Raw genomic sequence first — 18,048 nt, forward strand, 5'->3', positions numbered from 1 at the left:
CCCCGGCCTGGCTAGGCTCGGCGCATGACCGTCGAGCCCACGCCCCCCGCCCGCCGCGCGCCCACCCAGGTCGACGCCGTCGCCGAACGCTGGGTCGACACTCTCGTCGACCTCGACCCGACCGTGGCGACCTGGATCGGCCGTGAGGGCCGGACGGGCGAGTACGGCGACTACTCGCCCCAGGGCCACGAGCGCCGCGTGGAGGCGGTGCGCGCGGCCCTCCTCGACCTCGAGGCGGCACCGGCGGTCGACGACGTCGACCTCGTGACGCGCGACGACCTCCGGAGCGAGCTGGAGCTCGACCTCGAGCAGGCCGAGCACCGGCTCGAGCTCCGCGACCTGAACGTGATCGCGTCCCCCGCCCAGGGCATCCGTGAGGTCCTCGACCTCATGCCGACCGACAGCGCCGAGGAATGGTCCGACGTGGCCTCGAGGCTCGCCGGGGTCGACCGTGCCGTGGCCCAGTACGTCGAGACGCTCCGGCACGGGCTGCGGGAGGGCGTCGTCCCGGCCCGTCGCCAGGTCGAGGCCGTGGCGGAGCAGTGCGCGCGGATCGGCGATCCGGACGGCTTCTTCTCCGAGCTGACCGCCCGACCTGTCCTCGCCGACGGGAGCGGCGCCTCCGACGGGCTCGTCCGAGACCTGCAGGAGGGCGCGCGCTCGGCGGGGGCCGCCTACCTCGGCCTGCGGTCCTTCCTGCTCGACGAGCTGCTGCCCGCCGCGGGCGTCGACGACGCCGTGGGCCGGGACGCCTACGCCCTGCACTCGCGACGTTTCCTCGGCGCGACGATCGACCTCGACGAGACCTACGAGTGGGGGCTCGACGAGCTCGCGCGCACGGCCGCCGAGCAGGAGGCGGTGGCCGGGCAGATCGAGCCGGGTGCCTCGGTGGCCCGGGCGATCGCCGTCCTCGACGAGGACCCCGCGCGGCAGCTCGAGGGCACCGACGCGCTCCAGCAGTGGATGCAGGGCCTCAGCGACCGCGCCGTGGCCGGGCTGGCGGGCACCCACTTCGACGTCCCGGAGCCGCTGCGCCGGCTGGAGTGCCGCATCGCGCCGACGAAGGACGGCGGCATCTACTACACGGGTCCGAGCGACGACTTCTCCCGGCCGGGCCGCATGTGGTGGTCGGTGCCCGAGGGCGTCACGCGGTTCAGCACCTGGCGTGAGACCACCACGGTCTTCCACGAGGGCGTCCCGGGCCACCACCTCCAGATCGGGCAGGCCGTCTGGGCCCGGGGCACGCTCAACACCTGGCGCCGTCAGCTCGCCGGCACCTCCGGCCACGCCGAGGGCTGGGCCCTCTACGCGGAGCGGCTGATGGACGAGCTCGGCCACCTCGCCGACCCGGGCGACCGCCTCGGCATGCTCGACGGGCAGCGGATGCGGGCGGCGCGCGTCGTCATCGACATCGGCGTGCACCTGGGCAAGACCGTCCCGGGCACGACGCAGCGGTGGGACCACGCCCACGCCCTGCGGTTCCTCACCGAGAACGTCTCGCTCGACGAGTCGTTCGTGAGGTTCGAGGTCGACCGGTACCTCGGCTGGCCCGGGCAGGCGCCCTCGTACAAGGTCGGGCAGCGCATCTGGGAGGAGCTGCGGGCCGAGCGGACGCGCCGCGCCGGGGGCTCCCTCGACGTCGTCGCCTTCCACCGCGAGGCGCTCCAGCTCGGGGGAGTGGGCCTCGACACGCTCCGACGCGCCCTCCTGCGCTGACAGGTGTCGGCCACCCGGGGGAGGCGCGGCGCGCGGGGCCTCGGTCGTTGCCGCGTGCCCGGGCACGGAGCTATGATGTGGAGGCGCTTCCTGCGCCGATCTGTCCGCCCGCCGTGGCCGACTCCCCCCGACGAGACACTCCTCGGGACGACCGCGGCCCGATCCATGCTTTCACTGGAGCACTAACTACATGACAACCGTAACGACCAAGGCACCCAAGCAGGTCGCCATCAACGACATCGGATCCGCTGATGACTTCCTGGCCGCGGTCGAGAAGACTCTGAAGTTCTTCAACGACGGCGACCTCATCGAGGGCACCGTCGTGAAGATCGACCGCGACGAGGTCCTCCTCGACGTCGGCTACAAGACCGAGGGCGTCATCCCCTCGCGCGAACTCTCGATCAAGCACGACGTCGACCCCACGGAGGTCGTCGAGGTCGGTGACACCGTCGAGGCCCTCGTCCTCCAGAAGGAGGACAAGGAAGGCCGTCTGATCCTGTCCAAGAAGCGCGCTCAGTACGAGCGTGCCTGGGGCGACGTCGAGAAGATCAAGGACGCCGACGGCGTCGTCACCGGAACGGTCATCGAGGTCGTCAAGGGCGGCCTCATCGTCGACATCGGACTCCGGGGCTTCCTCCCCGCGTCGCTCATCGAGCTGCGCCGCGTCCGCGACCTCACGCCCTACCTGGGCCAGGAGATCGAGGCGAAGATCCTCGAGCTCGACAAGAACCGCAACAACGTGGTCCTGTCGCGCCGTGCGCTCCTCGAGCAGACGCAGTCCGAGAGCCGCACCACCTTCCTCAACAACCTCCACAAGGGCCAGGTCCGCAAGGGCGTCGTCTCGTCGATCGTCAACTTCGGCGCCTTCGTCGACCTGGGCGGCGTGGACGGCCTCGTGCACGTCTCCGAGCTCAGCTGGAAGCACATCGAGCACGCCAGCGAGGTCGTCGAGGTCGGTCAGGAAGTCACCGTCGAGATCCTCGAGGTCGACCTCGACCGTGAGCGCGTGTCGCTCTCGCTCAAGGCGACGCAGGAGGACCCGTGGCAGGTCTTCGCCCGCACGCACGCCATCGGCCAGGTCGCGCCCGGCAAGGTCACGAAGCTCGTGCCGTTCGGTGCGTTCGTCCGCGTGGCCGACGGCATCGAGGGCCTCGTGCACATCTCCGAGCTGTCGGCGAAGCACGTCGAGCTGGCCGAGCAGGTCGTCGCCGTCGGCGACGAGGTGTTCGTCAAGGTCATCGACATCGACCTCGACCGCCGTCGCATCTCGCTGAGCCTCAAGCAGGCCAACGAGGGCGTCGACCCCGAGGGCACCGAGTTCGACCCGGCGCTCTACGGCATGCTCACCGAGTACGACGAGCAGGGCAACTACAAGTACCCCGAGGGCTTCGACCCGGAGACCAACGAGTGGCGCGAGGGCTTCGAGACCCAGCGCGAGAAGTGGGAGCAGGACTACGCTGCCGCCCAGGCTCGCTGGGAGGCCCACAAGAAGCAGGTCGCGGCGTCGCTCGCCGAGGAGACCACCTTCGACGTGCCGTCCGGTTCGACGTTCTCGAGCGAGTCGGCCGGCGCCGGCACGCTCGCCGACGACGAGTCGCTCGCCGCTCTGCGCGAGAAGCTGTCGAACAACAACTAGTCACGCCGCACCTGACGGTGCAGCAGACCTGACCACGAGGCGGTCCCCGAGAGGGGGCCGCCTCGCGGCGTTCCCGGGCTCGCCGGTGCCTCACCGGGTAGCCTCGGCGGATGTTCGTCTGTGGGCTGACCGGGGGCATCGCCGCCGGCAAGAGCGTCGTGTCCCGTCGTCTCGCGGAGCGGGGCGCGGCCGTGGTCGACGCCGACCTCCTCGCCCGCGAGGTGGTCGAGCCCGGCACCCCCGGCCTCGCCGCGATCGCGGAGAGGTTCGGCGGCGGCGTCCTGGCTGCCGACGGCAGCCTGGACCGTCCGGCCCTCGGGGCCCTGGTGTTCTCGGACCCGGGGGCCCGCCGTGACCTCGAGGCGATCACCCACCCCGCCGTCCGGGAGCTCTCTCGCCGGCGCATGGCCGAGGCGGTGGCCGACGACCCCGCCCGAGTCGTCGTCTACGACGTCCCCCTGCTCGTCGAGACGCGGGGAGCAGGGGAGTTCGACGTCGTCGTCGTGGTCCACGCCCCTGCCGAGGACCGCGTCGCCCGGCTCGTGCAGCTCCGCGGGATGCCCGAGCAGGAGGCGCGGCGCCGGGTGGCGGCGCAGGCGGGCGACGACGAGAGGCTCGCAGTCGCCGACCTGGTCGTCGACTCCTCGGGGTCGCTGGAGCAGACCCTGCAGCAGGCCGACGCCGTGCTCGACCGGCTCCGTTCGCTGTCAGCGGCGAAGGCGGGGGCCACCCCCGGGCCGTCTGTCGGTGGCGACTCGTAGACTCGGAGGCATGGAACCGACCCGAAGTGTCCGCCCGTTCGAGGTCGTCAGCGAGTACGAACCGAGCGGCGACCAGCCCGCGGCCATCGCCGAGCTGGCGGGTCGCATCAACGCCGGTGAGACCGACGTCGTCCTGCTCGGCGCGACCGGCACGGGCAAGTCCGCCACCACCGCGTGGCTCGTCGAGCAGGTGCAGCGTCCGACGCTCGTGCTCGCCCACAACAAGACCCTCGCGGCCCAGCTCGCCAACGAGTTCCGCGAGATGTTCCCGCACAACGCGGTCGAGTACTTCGTCTCGTACTACGACTACTACCAGCCCGAGGCCTACGTCCCGCAGACCGACACCTTCATCGAGAAGGACAGCTCGATCAACGCCGAGGTCGAGCGGCTCCGCCACTCGACCACGAACTCCCTGCTCAGCCGCCGCGACGTCATCGTCGTCAGCACCGTGTCGTGCATCTACGGCCTCGGCACCCCGGAGGGCTACCTCGAGGCCATGATCGCGCTCCAGGTGGGCCAGCGCATCGACCGTGAGACGCTGATCCGCCGCTTCGTCTCGATGCAGTACCAGCGCAACGACATCGACTTCTCCCGGGGCAACTTCCGCGTGCGCGGCGACACCATCGAGATCATCCCGATGTACGAGGAGCTCGCCATCCGCATCGAGATGTTCGGCGACGAGATCGAGGCGCTGTACGCCCTGCACCCGCTCACCGGTGACGTCGTCAAGACCCTCGACGCCGTCTCGGTGTTCCCCGGCTCGCACTACGTCGCGGGCACCGACGTCATGCACCGGGCGATCGGCACCATCAAGGAGGAGCTGGCGGGTCGGCTCGCCGAGCTCGACCAGCAGGGCAAGCTGCTCGAGTCCCAGCGCCTGCGGATGCGGACGACGTTCGACCTCGAGATGATGGAGCAGATCGGCTTCTGCAACGGCATCGAGAACTACTCAGCGCACATCGACGGTCGCGGTCCGGGGGAGGCGCCCCACTGCCTCCTCGACTACTTCCCGGACGACCTCCTGGTCGTCATCGACGAGTCGCACGTCACCGTGCCGCAGATCGGTGCCATGTACGAGGGCGACGCCTCGCGCAAGCGCACGCTGGTCGACCACGGCTTCCGCCTGCCCAGCGCTCTCGACAACCGACCCCTGAAGTTCGAGGAGTTCCTCGACCGGGTCGGCCAGAAGGTGTACCTCTCCGCGACGCCCGGCAAGTACGAGCTCGGCATCACCGACAGCGTCGTCGAGCAGATCATCCGCCCGACCGGCCTCATCGACCCCGAGATCGTCGTCAAGCCGTCCGAGGGCCAGATCGACGACCTCCTGGAGGAGATCCGCACCCGGACGGAGCGCGACGAGCGCGTCCTCGTCACCACGCTGACGAAGAAGATGGCGGAGGAGCTCACCGACTTCCTCACCGAGGCCGGGGTCCGGGTCCGGTACCTCCACTCCGACGTCGACACCCTGCGTCGCGTCGAGCTCCTCACCGAGCTGCGTCAGGGCGTCTACGACGTCCTCGTCGGCATCAACCTGCTCCGTGAGGGGCTCGACCTGCCCGAGGTCTCCCTGGTCGCGATCCTCGACGCCGACAAGGAGGGGTTCCTCCGGTCGTCGACCTCGTTGATCCAGACCATCGGCCGTGCAGCCCGCAACGTCTCCGGCCAGGTGCACATGTACGCCGACGTCATGACCGCCTCCATGAAGCAGGCCCTCGAAGAGACCGATCGACGTCGCGACAAGCAGATCGCGTACAACACCGAGCACGGCATCGACCCGCAGCCGCTCCGCAAGAAGATCGCGGACATCACGGCGGCGCTGGCTCGGGAGGGCGCCGACACGGCGGCCCTCCTCGCCGGGCGCGACGGCAAGAAGCGGTCTCCCACCCCGAACCTCAGGCGCGAGGGCAAGGGCGCGGCGGCGGCCAACGGCATCGAGTCGATCATCGCCGACCTCAACGAGCAGATGCTCCAGGCCGCGGCCGAGCTGAAGTTCGAGCTGGCCGGGCGGCTCCGCGACGAGGTCGCCGACCTCAAGAAGGACCTGCGACAGATGGAGGCGGCGGGCCATGTCCGCTGACCGCCTCCGAGTCGTCGTCACGGGTGCGACCGCGGGGCTGGGCTACTTCGCCGCCGAGCGCCTGGCCGCCCAGGGGCACCGGGTCGTCCTCGCCGCCCGTGACCCGGAACGCGCCGTCCGCGCGGCGGACGCCGTCCGTGAGCGCGTCGCGGGGGCGGACGTCGAGACGGTCGACCTCGACCTCGCCGACCTCTCCTCGGTGCGCTCGGGGGCGGACGCCCTCGCCGCAGGCGGCCCCGTGGACGTCCTGCTCGCCAACGCGGGCGTCGTGGGCCAGCGGCGACGCCAGACGACGGCCGACGGCTTCGAGCTGCAGTTCGGCACGAACCACCTCGGCCACTTCGCCCTCGTCTCGCACCTGATGCCCGCGCTCGACGCAGCTCAGGCCGGCCGCGTCGTCCACGTCGGCAGCATCAGCCACCGGTGGGTGCGACTCGACCTCGACGACCCGATGATGGTGTCGAGCTACTCGAGCTACGTGGCCTACGCGCGGTCGAAGCTCGCCGTCATGTCGTTCGGCTTCGAGCTCGACCGTCGGCTCCGTGCCGCGGGGTCGAGCGTCACGAGCGTCGTGGCGCACCCGGGCTTCGCCTGGGAGAGCCTCAGCGATCCCCGCCCGCCCGTCGTCGAGCCCCGCCGCCCGCCGGCCGTGGTCACCTCCATGATGCACACCTTCTCGCAGGGCAAGGAGGTGGGGGCCGAGCCGCTCGTCCACGCCGCCACGGCCCCCGACGTCGTCGGAGGGGAATACTGGGGTCCGGCCGGCTGGTTCCAGCTGACCGGGGCGCCGGCCAGGGTCCCCGCGAAGCGGCACGCCCGCGACCCCCAGGCGGCCGAGCGGCTCTGGGCCGTCTCCGCCGGCCTCACCAAGACCCACCCCGCCCTGTGACGCAGGGCACGTCCTCCCACGGAGCAGGCCGACCGGCAGTGTCGGTGGTCTCCGTAGAATGGTAAGAGTGTCAATCTCTCCCGTAGATGGTTCCTCCGTGCTCAGCGTGCGCGGCGCCCGAGTCCACAACCTCGACAACGTCGACCTCGAGATCCCGAGAGACAGCCTCGTGGTCTTCACCGGCCTCTCCGGCTCAGGCAAGTCGTCGCTCGCGTTCGACACGATCTTCGCCGAGGGCCAGCGCCGCTACGTCGAGTCCCTCTCGGCGTACGCCCGGCAGTTCCTCGGCCAGGTCGACCGCCCCGACGTCGACTTCATCGAGGGCCTCAGCCCCGCGGTGTCCATCGACCAGAAGTCGACGAACCGCAACCCGAGGTCCACGGTCGGCACGATCACCGAGATCTACGACTACATGCGCCTGCTCTGGGCCCGCATCGGCATCGCGCACTGCGCGGTCTGCGGCGAGAAGATCAGCCGGCAGACCGTCCAGCAGATCGCCGACCAGCTGATGACCCTCGAGACGGGCACGCGCTTCCAGGTCCTGAGCCCCGTCGTCTCGAAGAAGAAGGGCGAGTTCGTCGACCTCTTCGCCGAGCTCGCGGCCGCGGGCTACTCCCGCGCGATCGTCGACGGGGAGCAGGTCCAGCTGTCCGCGCCCCCCGCCCTCAAGAAGCAGGTCAAGCACGACATCTCCGTCGTGGTCGACCGGCTCGTCGCCTCGCCCGAGGGCCTGACGCGCCTCACCGACTCGCTCGAGACGGCCCTCCGCCTCACCGACGGCCTGGTCACGGTCGACTTCGTCGACACCGACGCGGGCGCGGCGGGCAAGTACCGCACCTTCTCGGAGAAGCTCTCCTGCCCGAACGGCCACCCCGTGCAGCTGACCGAGGTGGAGCCGCGCACCTTCTCGTTCAACGCTCCCTTCGGGGCCTGCCCGGAGTGCTCGGGCATCGGCACCCGCATGTCGGTCGACACCGACCTCGTGCTGGGCGACCCCGAGCTGAGCCTGGCCGAGGGCGTCATCCTGCCCTGGACCAACTCGGGCAAGGGCCTCTACAATTACTTCCAGAAGCTCCTCGAGGGCCTGGCGATCGACCTCGACTTCAGCCTGCGCACGCCCTGGAAGGACCTGCCCGAGCGCATCCGCGAGGCCGTGCTCCAGGGCAACGACTTCGAGGTCACCGTGAAGTGGAAGAACCGCTTCGGCCGTGAGATGAAGTACTCGACGGGCTTCGAGGGCGTGATGCCCTACATCGAGCGCAAGTACGCCGAGGCGGAGACGGACAGCCAGCGCCAGCGCTACTCCGAGTACCTCCGCGAGATCCCGTGCACCGTCTGTGGCGGCAAGCGCCTCAAGCCGGAGGTGCTGGCGGTCACCGTGGCCGACCAGAGCATCGCCGACGTCGCCGACCTCAGCCTCGCCGACGCCTTCGCCTTCATGAACGGCCTGACCCTGACTCCGCGCGAGGCACGGATCGCGGCCCAGGTGCTCCGCGAGATCCGCGTGCGGCTCGAGTTCCTCCTCGAGGTCGGCCTCACGTACCTCTCCCTCGCCCGCTCGGCGGGCTCCCTCTCGGGCGGCGAAGCGCAGCGCATCCGGCTCGCGACGCAGATCGGCTCAGGCCTCACCGGCGTGCTCTACGTCCTCGACGAGCCCAGCATCGGCCTCCACCAGCGCGACAACCGGCGGCTCATCGACACGCTCGTCAAGCTGAAGGACCTCGGCAACACGCTGATCGTCGTCGAGCACGACGAAGACACCATCAAGACCGCCGACTGGGTGGTCGACATCGGGCCGGGCGCCGGGGTCAACGGCGGCCACGTGGTCCACTCCGGCAGCTACGAGGACCTCCTCGAGAACCGCGAGTCCTACACCGGCGACTACCTCTCCGGCCGCCGCTCGATCGAGACGCCGACGAGCCGTCGCCCCGTCGACCCCGACCGGGTCATCACGGTCGTGGGCGCCAAGGCGAACAACCTCAAGAACGTGACCGTCGAGTTCCCGCTCGGCGCGTTCGTCGCGGTCACCGGCGTCAGCGGCTCCGGCAAGTCGACGCTCGTCAACGACATCCTCTACAAGGTCATGGCCAACAAACTCAACGGCGCCCGCCAGATCCCCGGCAAGCACCTCCGGGTCACGGGCCTCGAGGCCCTCGACAAGGTCGTGCACGTCGACCAGGCGCCCATCGGTCGCACCCCCCGGTCGAACCCGGCCACCTACACGGGTGTCTTCGACCGCATCCGCAACCTGTTCGCCGAGACGGTCGAGGCCAAGACGCGGGGCTACCTGCCGGGCCGCTTCAGCTTCAACGTCAAGGGCGGCCGCTGCGAGAACTGCGCCGGCGACGGCACGATCAAGATCGAGATGAACTTCCTGCCCGACGTGTACGTCGCGTGCGAGGTCTGCGGCGGTGCCCGCTACAACCGCGACACGCTCGCCGTCCACTACAAGGGCAAGAACATCTCCGAGGTGCTCGACATGCCGATCAGCGAGGCGGCGGTCTTCTTCGAGCCCATCTCGGCGATCTCTCGCTACATGAAGACCCTCGTCGACGTCGGCCTCGGCTACGTCCGCCTCGGCCAGAGCGCGACGACCCTCAGCGGCGGCGAGGCGCAGCGCGTGAAGCTCGCCACCGAGCTGCAGAAGCGCTCCAACGGCCGCAGCGTCTACGTGCTCGACGAGCCGACGACCGGCCTCCACTTCGAGGACGTCCGCAAGCTGCTCCTCGTGCTCAACGGCCTGGTCGAGAAGGGCAACACCGTCATCACGATCGAGCACAACCTCGACGTGATCAAGTCCGCCGACTGGCTCATCGACATGGGCCCCGAGGGCGGGGCGGGCGGCGGCTCCGTGCTGGCCACCGGCACGCCGGAGCACCTCGCGACGGTGCCGGAGAGCCACACGGGGGTGTTCCTCGCCGAGATCCTCGAGCAGGGCCACGCCGCGCCCGGCCCCGCCGCCGCGAAGCGGCGCCAGGGAGCGGCCGCACGTCGCCGGGAGGCCGTCGAGGCCCGATGAGCAACACCGTCTCCTGGCGCCCCCCGGCGGGCGAGATCCCGACCGACCCCGGGGTCTACCGGTGGCGGGACGAGCGCGGCCGCGTCCTGTACGTGGGCAAGGCGAAGAACCTCCGCGCTCGTCTCAGCAACTACTTCGCGCCGCTGCCCACCCTGCACGAGCGCACCCGGCGCATGGTGCTCACCGCGCGGTCGGTGGAGTGGACGGTCGTCGGCAGCGACATCGAGGCGCTGCAGCTCGAGTACACGTGGATCAAGGAGTTCGACCCGCCGTTCAACGTCAAGTTCCGCGACGACAAGACGTACCCGTTCATGGCGGTGACCCTGGGCGACGAGGCGCCGCGGGTCATGGTGACGCGCAACCCCAAGATCAGGGGCGCGAAGTACTTCGGCCCGTACCCCAAGATCTGGGCCGTCCACGACACCATCGACCAGATGATCAAGGTCTTCCCGATCCGCACCTGCTCCGACAGCAGCTACAAGAAGGCGATGCAGACCGGCAAGCCCTGCTTCCCGGGCCAGATCGGGCGCTGCGGCGGGCCGTGCTCGCACCGGGTCTCGATCGAGGAGCACCGGGTCATCGTCGACGAGTTCGTCAAGTTCATGGGCAGCTACGACAAGCGCGTCATCGCCGAGAAGCAGAAGGCCATGAAGACCGCGGCCCTCGAGCAGCGCTACGAGGACGCCGCCCGGTACCGCGACCAGGTGCAGGCCCTCGAGGCCGTGCTCGACAAATCCGCCGTCGTGCTCCGCGACTCCGCCGACCTCGACCTGTACGCCCTGGCGGAGGACGAGCTCGCCGCCGCCGTGCAGCTCTTCACCGTCCGCGGCGGCCGCATCCGGAGCTCGCGGGGCTGGGTCGTCGACAAGGAGATCGACATCTCCTCCGGAGACCTCGTCGAGCAGGTCCTCCAGGGCAGCTACCCGGCCGGGGCCGAGGTGCCCCGCGAGATCGTCGTCAGCGCCGTGCCCGACGATGTCGAGGCCCTCGAGGCCGTGCTGGGCGACGTCCGTGGCCGAGGGCGCGTGCAGGTGCGGTCGGCGCAGCGGGGGGAGAAGGCCGCGCTCATGCAGACGGCCATGCTCAACGCGCAGCAGTCGCTGATGCTGTACAAGACGCGACGGAGCGCCGACTTCGCCACGAGGTCGACCGCCCTGGCGGACATCCAGGAGGCGCTGGGCATGACCGAGGCGCCGCTGCGGATGGAGTGCTACGACGTCTCGCACCTCTCGGGCACCAACATCGTCGCGTCGATGGTGGTCTTCGAGGACGGCCTCCCGCGGAAGGACCAGTACCGCCGCTTCAGCATCCCGCAGTCCACCGACGACACCGAGTCGATCTACCAGACGCTCAGCCGCCGGCTGGCCCGCCTCGACGACGAGCTCGCCCCGGTGGAGGAGGTCGGCGAGCAGCGCAAGCGCTTCGCCTACCGTCCGAACCTCCTCATCGTCGACGGTGGCCAGCCCCAGGTGGCCGCCGCTCGCCGTGCCCTGGACGACGCCGGCGTGACCGACATCGCCCTCTGCGGCATCGCGAAGCGGCTCGAGGAGATCTGGCTGCCCGACGACGACTTCCCCGTCATCCTGCCCCGCAACTCCGACGCCCTGTTCCTCATCCAGCGCATCCGAGACGAGGCGCACCGGTTCGCCATCACGTTCCAGCGCCAGCGCCGGAAGCGCGACGTGGCGACGCAGCTCGCGGAGATCCCCGGCCTCGGGCCCGCCCGCGTGGCGGGGCTGCTCAAGCACTTCGGCTCCGTCAAGCGACTCAAGCAGGCCGACGTGGACGAGATCTCGTCCATCCGGGGGATCGGTCCGACCCTCGCGGCGGCCGTCGTCGCGCGGCTCGGGTCGACGAGCGACGCCGAGGTCGCCGAGGCCGACGAGGCCCGCCCCGAGCCGGACCAGGCCACCTCGGCCGTCTAGGATCACACCCACCCCGTGCCGACACGATCGAAGGTCACCTCCCCATGAGCGACGCGTCAGAACAGCAAGAGGTCCTCATCGTCTCCGGCATGTCCGGGGCCGGTCGCTCGACCGTCGGCAACGCCCTGGAGGACCTGGGCTGGTACGTCGTCGACAACCTGCCCGCCCAGATGCTCCGACCGCTGCTCGACCTCGCCGAGCGTGCGGGGGACTCCCTCCCGAAGATCGCCGCCGTCGTCGACGTCCGGGGCGGGCGCCTCTTCTCCGAGGCCCAGGAGGCGGTGCGCACGCTCCGCGAGAGCATGCCCAGCAAGGTGCGGGTCCTCTTCCTCGACGCGACCGACGCCGTGCTCGTGCGTCGGTTCGAGCAGGTCCGCCGGCCGCACCCGCTCCAGGGCGACGGCACGCTGCTGGACGGGATCCTCGCCGAGCGGGCCCGGATGGAGGAGCTGCGGGAGACGAGCGACGTGATCATCGACACGTCCGAGCTCAACATCCACCAGCTCGCGACGGCCGTGACGGAGCGCTTCGCCGAGTCCGAGCGACCCGGCGTGCAGGTGACCGTCCTCAGCTTCGGCTTCAAGTACGGCCTGCCCGCGGACGCCGACAGCGTGGGCGACGCGCGATTCCTCCCCAACCCGTTCTGGGTGCCCGAGCTCCGCTCGCAGAACGGTCTCGACGAGCCGGTCACGAGCTACGTGATGGCGCAGGACGGCGCCCGCGAGTTCGTCGACTCCTTCGCGGCGGCCCTCCGCCCGGTGCTCGCCGGCTATCAGCGCGAGAACAAGAGACACGCTACGATCGCCATTGGCTGCACGGGCGGCAAGCACCGATCGGTCACCCTCGTGGGCGAACTGGCTGCGATCCTGCGTGACCTCCCCGGCGTCGCCGTCAGCGTGAAGCACCGCGACCTCGGTCGTGAGTGAGCCGGCGTCCGCACCGACGGGCACCGGCCGTCCGTCCGACCTGACGGCGTCGCCACCAGCCCGACACCCCTCGACGACCGAGCCCCGGAGGCACGCCCCCGTGGCCTCGTCGACCATCGACAGAGACAAGGACCCGCACCTGTGGCACAGACCGCCGACGTCAAAGAAGAGCTCGCCAAGGTCGAGGTGACCCGCACGACCGTGCGCGCCGCCGAGGTGGCGACGATCCTGCGGTTCGCCGGCGGGCTGCACGTCATCTCGGGGCGCATCGCGGTGGAGGCCGAGCTCGACAGCCCTGCCATCGCCCGTCGGGTCCGCAAGGACCTCGCCGAGCTCTACGGCGCCCGGAGCGACGTCTCGATGATCGGGGCCTCCGGTGCCCGGCGCACGGCGCACTACCTCGTGCGCGTCCACGAGGCGGGCGAGACGCTCGCCCGGCAGACCGGCCTGATGGACCAGCGTCGTCGTCCCGTCCGCGGGCTGCCGAACCGGCTGACGACGGGGTCGCGCGACGACCTGGCCGCGATCTGGCGCGGAGCCTTCCTCGCCCAGGGGTCGTTGACCGACCCCGGGCGCTCCGCCTCGCTCGAGGTGGTCTGCCCCGGCAACGAGGCCGCGATGGCCCTCGTCGGCGCGGCGGGTCGGCTCGGCGTGCCCGCGAAGGCCCGCGAGGTCCGGGGGGTGCACCGCGTCCTCGTCCGTGACGGCGAGGCGATCAGCGCCATGCTCGCCGTCATGGGAGCCCACAAGAGCGTGGGGGAGTGGGAGGAGATGCGCCAGCGCCGCGAGGTGCGTGCCACCGCCAACCGCCTGGTCAACTTCGACGACGCCAACCTGCGGCGCTCCGCCGAGGCCGCCGTGGCCGCCTGCGCCCGTGTCGAGCGCGCCATGCAGCTCCTCGGCGACGACATCCCCGAGCACCTCGCCTACGCGGGCCGCCTGCGCCTCGCCCACCGCGACGCCAGCCTCGACGAGCTCGGCCACCACGCCGACCCGCCGATGACGAAGGACGCCGTCGCCGGCCGCATCCGTCGCCTCCTGGCCATGGCCGACAAGAAGGCCTCCGACCTCGGGGTCGCCGGCACGGAGGCCAGCCTGCCCTCCGACCTCGACCTCCGCTAGGGGCACGGCCGGGGCACGTCTCATCACGACGCACACGCACCCCCGGCTGGTACTGTGACAAACGGTCCGGCTCCCCGACCGCACTGGTCTGAGAGCCCTCCGAGGGCCTGGTCGCCCGCCCCCTCCACGCGTCCCCGTGACGCCTGATCAACAGGAGTTCCCTTGACCGTCAAGATCGGCATCAACGGCTTCGGTCGCATCGGCCGCAACTACTTCCGCGCAGCGCTCGCCAAGGGCGCCGACATCGAGATCGTCGCCGTCAACGACCTCACCGACAACGCGGCCCTCGCGCACCTCCTCAAGTTCGACTCGATCACGGGCCGCCTCGACGCCACGGTCGAGCTCGACGGCGACTCGATCGTCGTCGACGGCAAGCCGATCAAGGTCCTCGCCGAGCGCGACCCCGCGAACCTCCCCTGGGGCGAGCTGGGCGTCGACATCGTCATCGAGTCGACCGGTTTCTTCACCAAGGCAGAGGACGCGCGCAAGCACATCACCGCCGGTGCCAAGAAGGTCCTGATCTCCGCGCCCGCCACGGGGGACGACGCGACCATCGTGCTGGGCGTCAACGAGGGCATCTACGACCCCGCCTCGCACCACATCATCTCGAACGCCTCCTGCACCACGAACAGCCTGGCGCCGCTGATGAAGGTGTTCCTCGACAACTTCGGCGTCGAGCGCGGCCTGATGACGACTGTGCACGCGTACACCGCCGACCAGAACCTCCAGGACGGCCCCCACAAGGACCCGCGTCGCGCCCGCGCCGCGGCCGTCAACATCGTCCCCACCTCGACGGGTGCGGCCAAGGCCATCGGCCTGGTCATCCCCGAGCTCGCCGGCAAGCTCGACGGCTACGCGCTGCGGGTCCCGGTGCCGACCGGCTCGATCACCGACGTCACCCTCGAGACCTCGACCCCCGTCACGGTCGAGCAGATCAACGCCGCCTACAAGGCCGCTGCCGAGGGCGAGCTGAAGGGCATCCTGGCCTACTCGGAGGACCCGCTGGTCTCCAGCGACATCACCACCGACCCGCACTCGTCGATCTACGACTCGGGCCTGACGAAGGTCATCGGCAACATGGTGAAGATCACGTCGTGGTACGACAACGAGTGGGGCTACTCGAACCGCCTCGTCGACCTCACCGAGTACGTGGCCGACCGCCTCTAGCCGGTCAGCGAACACCCCCCAGCACGAACCCCCCGGAGGCGGTCAGGCACGAGCCTGACCGCCTCCGTCGCAGAGAAGAGAACGAGAATGACCCTCCGTACCCTCGATCAGCTCGGAGACCTGGGCGGGAGGCGCGTCATCGTCCGGTGCGACCTCAACGTCCCCCTCGCGGACGGCGAGATCACCGACGACGGCCGCGTCCGCGCGTCGCTGCAGACCCTGAACCAGCTCCTCGACCAGGGAGCACGAGTCGTCGTCATCTCCCACCTGGGCCGACCCGACGGTCAGCCGGTCGAGAAGTACAGCCTCCGGCCCGTGGCCCAGCGGCTCAGCGAGCTGCTCGGCAAGAGCGTCGGCTTCGTCGCCCAGACGGTCGGCGACGACGCCACCGCCGCGGTCGACCAGCTCGAGGACGGTCAGGTGACCGTCCTCGAGAACCTCCGCTTCAGCGCCGCCGAGACGTCGAAGGACGCGGGGGAGCGCCGCGCGTTCGCGGAGCAGCTCGCACAGCTGGGCGACGTCTTCGTCTCCGACGGCTTCGGCGTCGTGCACCGCGAGCAGGCCAGCGTCTACGAGCTCCCGCAGCTGCTGCCGAGCGCCGCGGGCACGCTCATCTCCGCCGAGCTCGAGGTCCTGGAGCGCCTGACCGAGAAGCCCGAACGCCCCTACGCCGTCGTCCTCGGAGGCTCGAAGGTCAGCGACAAGCTCGGCGTGATCGAGCACCTCCTGCCGCGCGTCGACTCGCTCCTCATCGGTGGCGGCATGCTCTTCACCTTCCTGGCCGCCCAGGGGCACCCGGTCGGCAAGAGCCTCCTGGAGGCCGACCAGCTCGACCGCGTCCGCGGCTACGTCGCCGAGGCGCAGGAGCGCGGGGTCCGCCTCGTGCTGCCCACCGACGTCGTCGTCGCCTCGGCCTTCGCCGCCGACGCCGAGCACACCACGGTCGCCGTGGACGGCATCGAGTCGTCCGAGCTCGGCCCGGAGGCCCTCGGGCTCGACATCGGGCCCGACACCGCGGCGGCCTTCGCGGAGATCATCTCCTCGTCGTCGACGGTCTTCTGGAACGGCCCCATGGGCGTCTTCGAGTTCGACGCCTTCGCCACGGGCACCCGCGTCGTCGCGCAGGCGCTGACGGAGGTAGACGGGCTGGCCGTCGTCGGCGGAGGCGACTCCGCCTCCGCGGTGCGCTCCCTCGGCTTCACGGACGACCAGTTCGGACACATCTCCACCGGTGGTGGAGCCAGCCTCGAGTTCCTCGAGGGCAAGAAGCTCCCCGGACTGGAGGTCCTCGGATGGTGACCACGCGCACGCCCCTGATCGCCGGCAACTGGAAGATGAACCTCGATCACCTGCAGGCGATCGCCTTCGTCCAGAAGCTCGCCTGGAGCCTCAAGGACGCCAAGCACGACTTCTCCTCGGTCGAGGCGGTCGTCTTCCCGCCCGCGACCGACCTCCGCAGCGTGCAGACGCTGCTCGACGCCGACAAGCTCGAGCTGGGCCTCGGCGCCCAGGACCTCTCGAGCCACGACTCCGGCGCCTACACCGGCGAGATCTCCGGGGCGTTCCTGCGGGCCCTCGACGTGCAGTACGTGCTCGTGGGGCACTCGGAGCGTCGCACCCTCCACGCCGAGGGCGACGACGTCGTCGCGAGCAAGGTCGCGGCGGCCCACCGCCACGGCCTCGTGCCGATGATCTGCGTCGGCGAGACCGCGGCCGACCTGGAGGAGCACGGTCCGAGCGCGGTCCCCGTGGCCCAGCTCCGCGCCTCCCTGGCGGAGGTCCCCGCCGACGCCGAGATCGTCGTCGCCTACGAGCCGGTCTGGGCCATCGGCTCCGGTCAGGCTGCGACGCCCGAGCAGGCGCAGCAGGTCTGCGCCGCCCTGCGCCAGGCGCTCGTCGAGATCGCCGGCCCCGACCGGGCCGCCTCGACGCGCGTCCTCTACGGCGGCTCCGTGAAGTCGACCAACATCGCGTCGTTCCTGCGGGAGCCCGACGTCGACGGTGCCCTGGTCGGCGGAGCCAGCCTCGACGTCTCGGAGTTCACGAGCATCGTCCGCTTCCGCTCGCACGTCGGCGTCTGACGGGACGTCGGGTTCGGCAGCCCGCCCGCGCGGGCGAGCCGCCGGACCCGACGCTCCGGTTATACTCGTCTACGGTCTCACCGCATCGAAAGGCGTTCCGTGGAAATTCTCCAGGTCATCCTGCAGGTGTTGCTCGGCATCACGAGCCTCCTGCTGACCCTGCTCATCCTGCTGCACCGCGGTCGCGGCGGCGGTCTCTCCGACATGTTCGGCGGCGGTGTCACGAGCAACCTCGGGGCGTCCGGCGTCGCCGAGCGCAACCTGAACAGGATCACCGTGTTCCTCGGCCTGGTGTGGATCACCTGCATCGTCGTCCTCGGCCTCATCACCAAGTTCTCGGCGGTGAGCTGATGGCCTCCGGCGGCAGCGCGATCCGTGGCTCCCGCGTCGGTGCGGGCCCCATGGGCGAACAGGACCGCGGCTTCCACGCCGAGCGAGTCACCATCTCCTACTGGGACGCCCTCGGCAACGAGGTCGTCCGTCACTTCGCGGCCAACGTGCCCGACGACGAGATCCCCGAGACCGTCGACTCGCCGTCCACGGGCCTCCCCGCCGGTCGCGACAAGGAGAACCCGCCGACCGTCGCCAAGCTCGAGCCCTACAAGACGCACCTCGCCTACGTGAAGGAGCGTCGCACCGAGGAGGAAGCCGCTCAGCTCCTCGAGGAGGCGCTGCAGCAGCTGCGCGTCCGCCGCGGCAAGGCCTGACCCACCAGCGACACCACGACGA

14 protein-coding genes are annotated in these 18,048 nt (G+C 70.5%); all 14 read left to right on the top strand.

Annotated elements, in window-relative coordinates:
- Positions 1 to 24: 24 nt before the first annotated feature.
- The 14 genes from ASF82_RS06255 (at position 25) to ASF82_RS06320 (ending at position 18,026) form a co-directional block, all read left to right on the top strand.
- On the top strand, positions 25 to 1,716 hold the full coding sequence (locus ASF82_RS06255) for a DUF885 domain-containing protein (protein ID WP_056054788.1): 1,692 nt from the start codon (positions 25 to 27) through the stop codon (positions 1,714 to 1,716).
- Positions 1,717 to 1,906: 190 nt separating this feature from the next.
- Positions 1,907 to 3,352, top strand: coding sequence for a 30S ribosomal protein S1 (gene rpsA, locus ASF82_RS06260; RefSeq protein ID WP_056054793.1), 1,446 nt, complete (start codon positions 1,907 to 1,909; stop codon positions 3,350 to 3,352).
- A 110-nt stretch (positions 3,353 to 3,462) separates the two neighbouring features.
- Positions 3,463 to 4,113, top strand: coding sequence for a dephospho-CoA kinase (gene coaE / locus ASF82_RS06265; protein ID WP_056054797.1), 651 nt, complete (start codon positions 3,463 to 3,465; stop codon positions 4,111 to 4,113).
- A gap of 10 nt (positions 4,114 to 4,123) precedes the next feature.
- On the top strand, positions 4,124 to 6,190 hold the full coding sequence (gene uvrB, locus ASF82_RS06270) for an excinuclease ABC subunit UvrB (protein ID WP_056054801.1): 2,067 nt from the start codon (positions 4,124 to 4,126) through the stop codon (positions 6,188 to 6,190).
- Positions 6,180 to 7,079 (top strand): SDR family NAD(P)-dependent oxidoreductase, encoded by a 900-nt coding sequence (locus tag ASF82_RS06275; protein ID WP_056054804.1) that lies wholly within the window; start codon positions 6,180 to 6,182, stop codon positions 7,077 to 7,079. Before uvrB ends, ASF82_RS06275 begins: the two co-directional genes overlap by 11 nt.
- Positions 7,080 to 7,137: 58 nt before the next feature.
- Positions 7,138 to 10,098, top strand: a complete 2,961-nt coding sequence (gene uvrA / locus ASF82_RS06280) for an excinuclease ABC subunit UvrA (RefSeq protein WP_156369928.1) — start codon at positions 7,138 to 7,140, stop codon at positions 10,096 to 10,098.
- Positions 10,095 to 12,023: an excinuclease ABC subunit UvrC gene (gene uvrC, locus ASF82_RS06285; protein WP_082514357.1), complete on the top strand. Its 1,929-nt coding sequence runs from the start codon at positions 10,095 to 10,097 to the stop codon at positions 12,021 to 12,023. Before uvrA ends, uvrC begins: the two co-directional genes overlap by 4 nt.
- 44 nt (positions 12,024 to 12,067) lie before the next feature.
- On the top strand, positions 12,068 to 12,949 hold the full coding sequence (gene rapZ, locus ASF82_RS06290) for an RNase adapter RapZ (RefSeq protein WP_056054810.1): 882 nt from the start codon (positions 12,068 to 12,070) through the stop codon (positions 12,947 to 12,949).
- Positions 12,950 to 13,090: 141 nt separating this feature from the next.
- Complete coding sequence (whiA, locus tag ASF82_RS06295; RefSeq protein ID WP_056054813.1) at positions 13,091 to 14,071, top strand: DNA-binding protein WhiA; 981 nt, start codon at positions 13,091 to 13,093, stop codon at positions 14,069 to 14,071.
- A gap of 162 nt (positions 14,072 to 14,233) precedes the next feature.
- Positions 14,234 to 15,238 carry a type I glyceraldehyde-3-phosphate dehydrogenase gene (gap, locus tag ASF82_RS06300; RefSeq protein ID WP_056054816.1) on the top strand — a complete coding sequence of 335 codons (1,005 nt, stop codon included), beginning with the start codon at positions 14,234 to 14,236 and terminating at the stop codon, positions 15,236 to 15,238.
- An 87-nt stretch (positions 15,239 to 15,325) separates the two neighbouring features.
- The gene (gene pgk, locus ASF82_RS06305) at positions 15,326 to 16,537 is read left to right on the top strand and encodes a phosphoglycerate kinase (protein WP_056054818.1); all 1,212 of its coding nucleotides are present in this window, start codon (positions 15,326 to 15,328) and stop codon (positions 16,535 to 16,537) included.
- Positions 16,531 to 17,319 carry a triose-phosphate isomerase gene (gene tpiA, locus ASF82_RS06310; RefSeq protein ID WP_056054820.1) on the top strand — a complete coding sequence of 263 codons (789 nt, stop codon included), beginning with the start codon at positions 16,531 to 16,533 and terminating at the stop codon, positions 17,317 to 17,319. Before pgk ends, tpiA begins: the two co-directional genes overlap by 7 nt.
- 99 nt (positions 17,320 to 17,418) lie before the next feature.
- Entirely contained in the window at positions 17,419 to 17,670 is a 252-nt protein-coding gene (gene secG / locus ASF82_RS06315; RefSeq protein WP_056054823.1) for a preprotein translocase subunit SecG, read from the top strand.
- Positions 17,670 to 18,026 carry an RNA polymerase-binding protein RbpA gene (locus ASF82_RS06320; protein ID WP_056054826.1) on the top strand — a complete coding sequence of 119 codons (357 nt, stop codon included), beginning with the start codon at positions 17,670 to 17,672 and terminating at the stop codon, positions 18,024 to 18,026. Before secG ends, ASF82_RS06320 begins: the two co-directional genes overlap by 1 nt.
- The last annotated feature ends 22 nt before the right edge of the window (positions 18,027 to 18,048 follow it).

Source organism: Frigoribacterium sp. Leaf164 (assembly GCF_001423665.1).
GTDB lineage: Bacteria > Actinomycetota > Actinomycetes > Actinomycetales > Microbacteriaceae > Frigoribacterium > Frigoribacterium endophyticum.

Excerpts from the sequence above, each read along its gene's own strand:
- ASF82_RS06255 (WP_056054788.1), top strand. The coding sequence starts at position 25 with ATGACCGTCGAGCCCACGCCCCCCGCCCGCCGCGCGCCCACCCAGGTC.
- rpsA (WP_056054793.1), top strand. The coding sequence starts at position 1,907 with ATGACAACCGTAACGACCAAGGCACCCAAGCAGGTCGCCATCAACGAC.
- coaE (WP_056054797.1), top strand. The coding sequence starts at position 3,463 with ATGTTCGTCTGTGGGCTGACCGGGGGCATCGCCGCCGGCAAGAGCGTC.
- uvrB (WP_056054801.1), top strand. The coding sequence starts at position 4,124 with ATGGAACCGACCCGAAGTGTCCGCCCGTTCGAGGTCGTCAGCGAGTAC.
- ASF82_RS06275 (WP_056054804.1), top strand. The coding sequence starts at position 6,180 with ATGTCCGCTGACCGCCTCCGAGTCGTCGTCACGGGTGCGACCGCGGGG.
- uvrA (WP_156369928.1), top strand. The coding sequence starts at position 7,138 with ATGGTAAGAGTGTCAATCTCTCCCGTAGATGGTTCCTCCGTGCTCAGC.
- uvrC (WP_082514357.1), top strand. The coding sequence starts at position 10,095 with ATGAGCAACACCGTCTCCTGGCGCCCCCCGGCGGGCGAGATCCCGACC.
- rapZ (WP_056054810.1), top strand. The coding sequence starts at position 12,068 with ATGAGCGACGCGTCAGAACAGCAAGAGGTCCTCATCGTCTCCGGCATG.
- pgk (WP_056054818.1), top strand. The coding sequence starts at position 15,326 with ATGACCCTCCGTACCCTCGATCAGCTCGGAGACCTGGGCGGGAGGCGC.
- tpiA (WP_056054820.1), top strand. The coding sequence starts at position 16,531 with ATGGTGACCACGCGCACGCCCCTGATCGCCGGCAACTGGAAGATGAAC.
- ASF82_RS06320 (WP_056054826.1), top strand. The coding sequence starts at position 17,670 with ATGGCCTCCGGCGGCAGCGCGATCCGTGGCTCCCGCGTCGGTGCGGGC.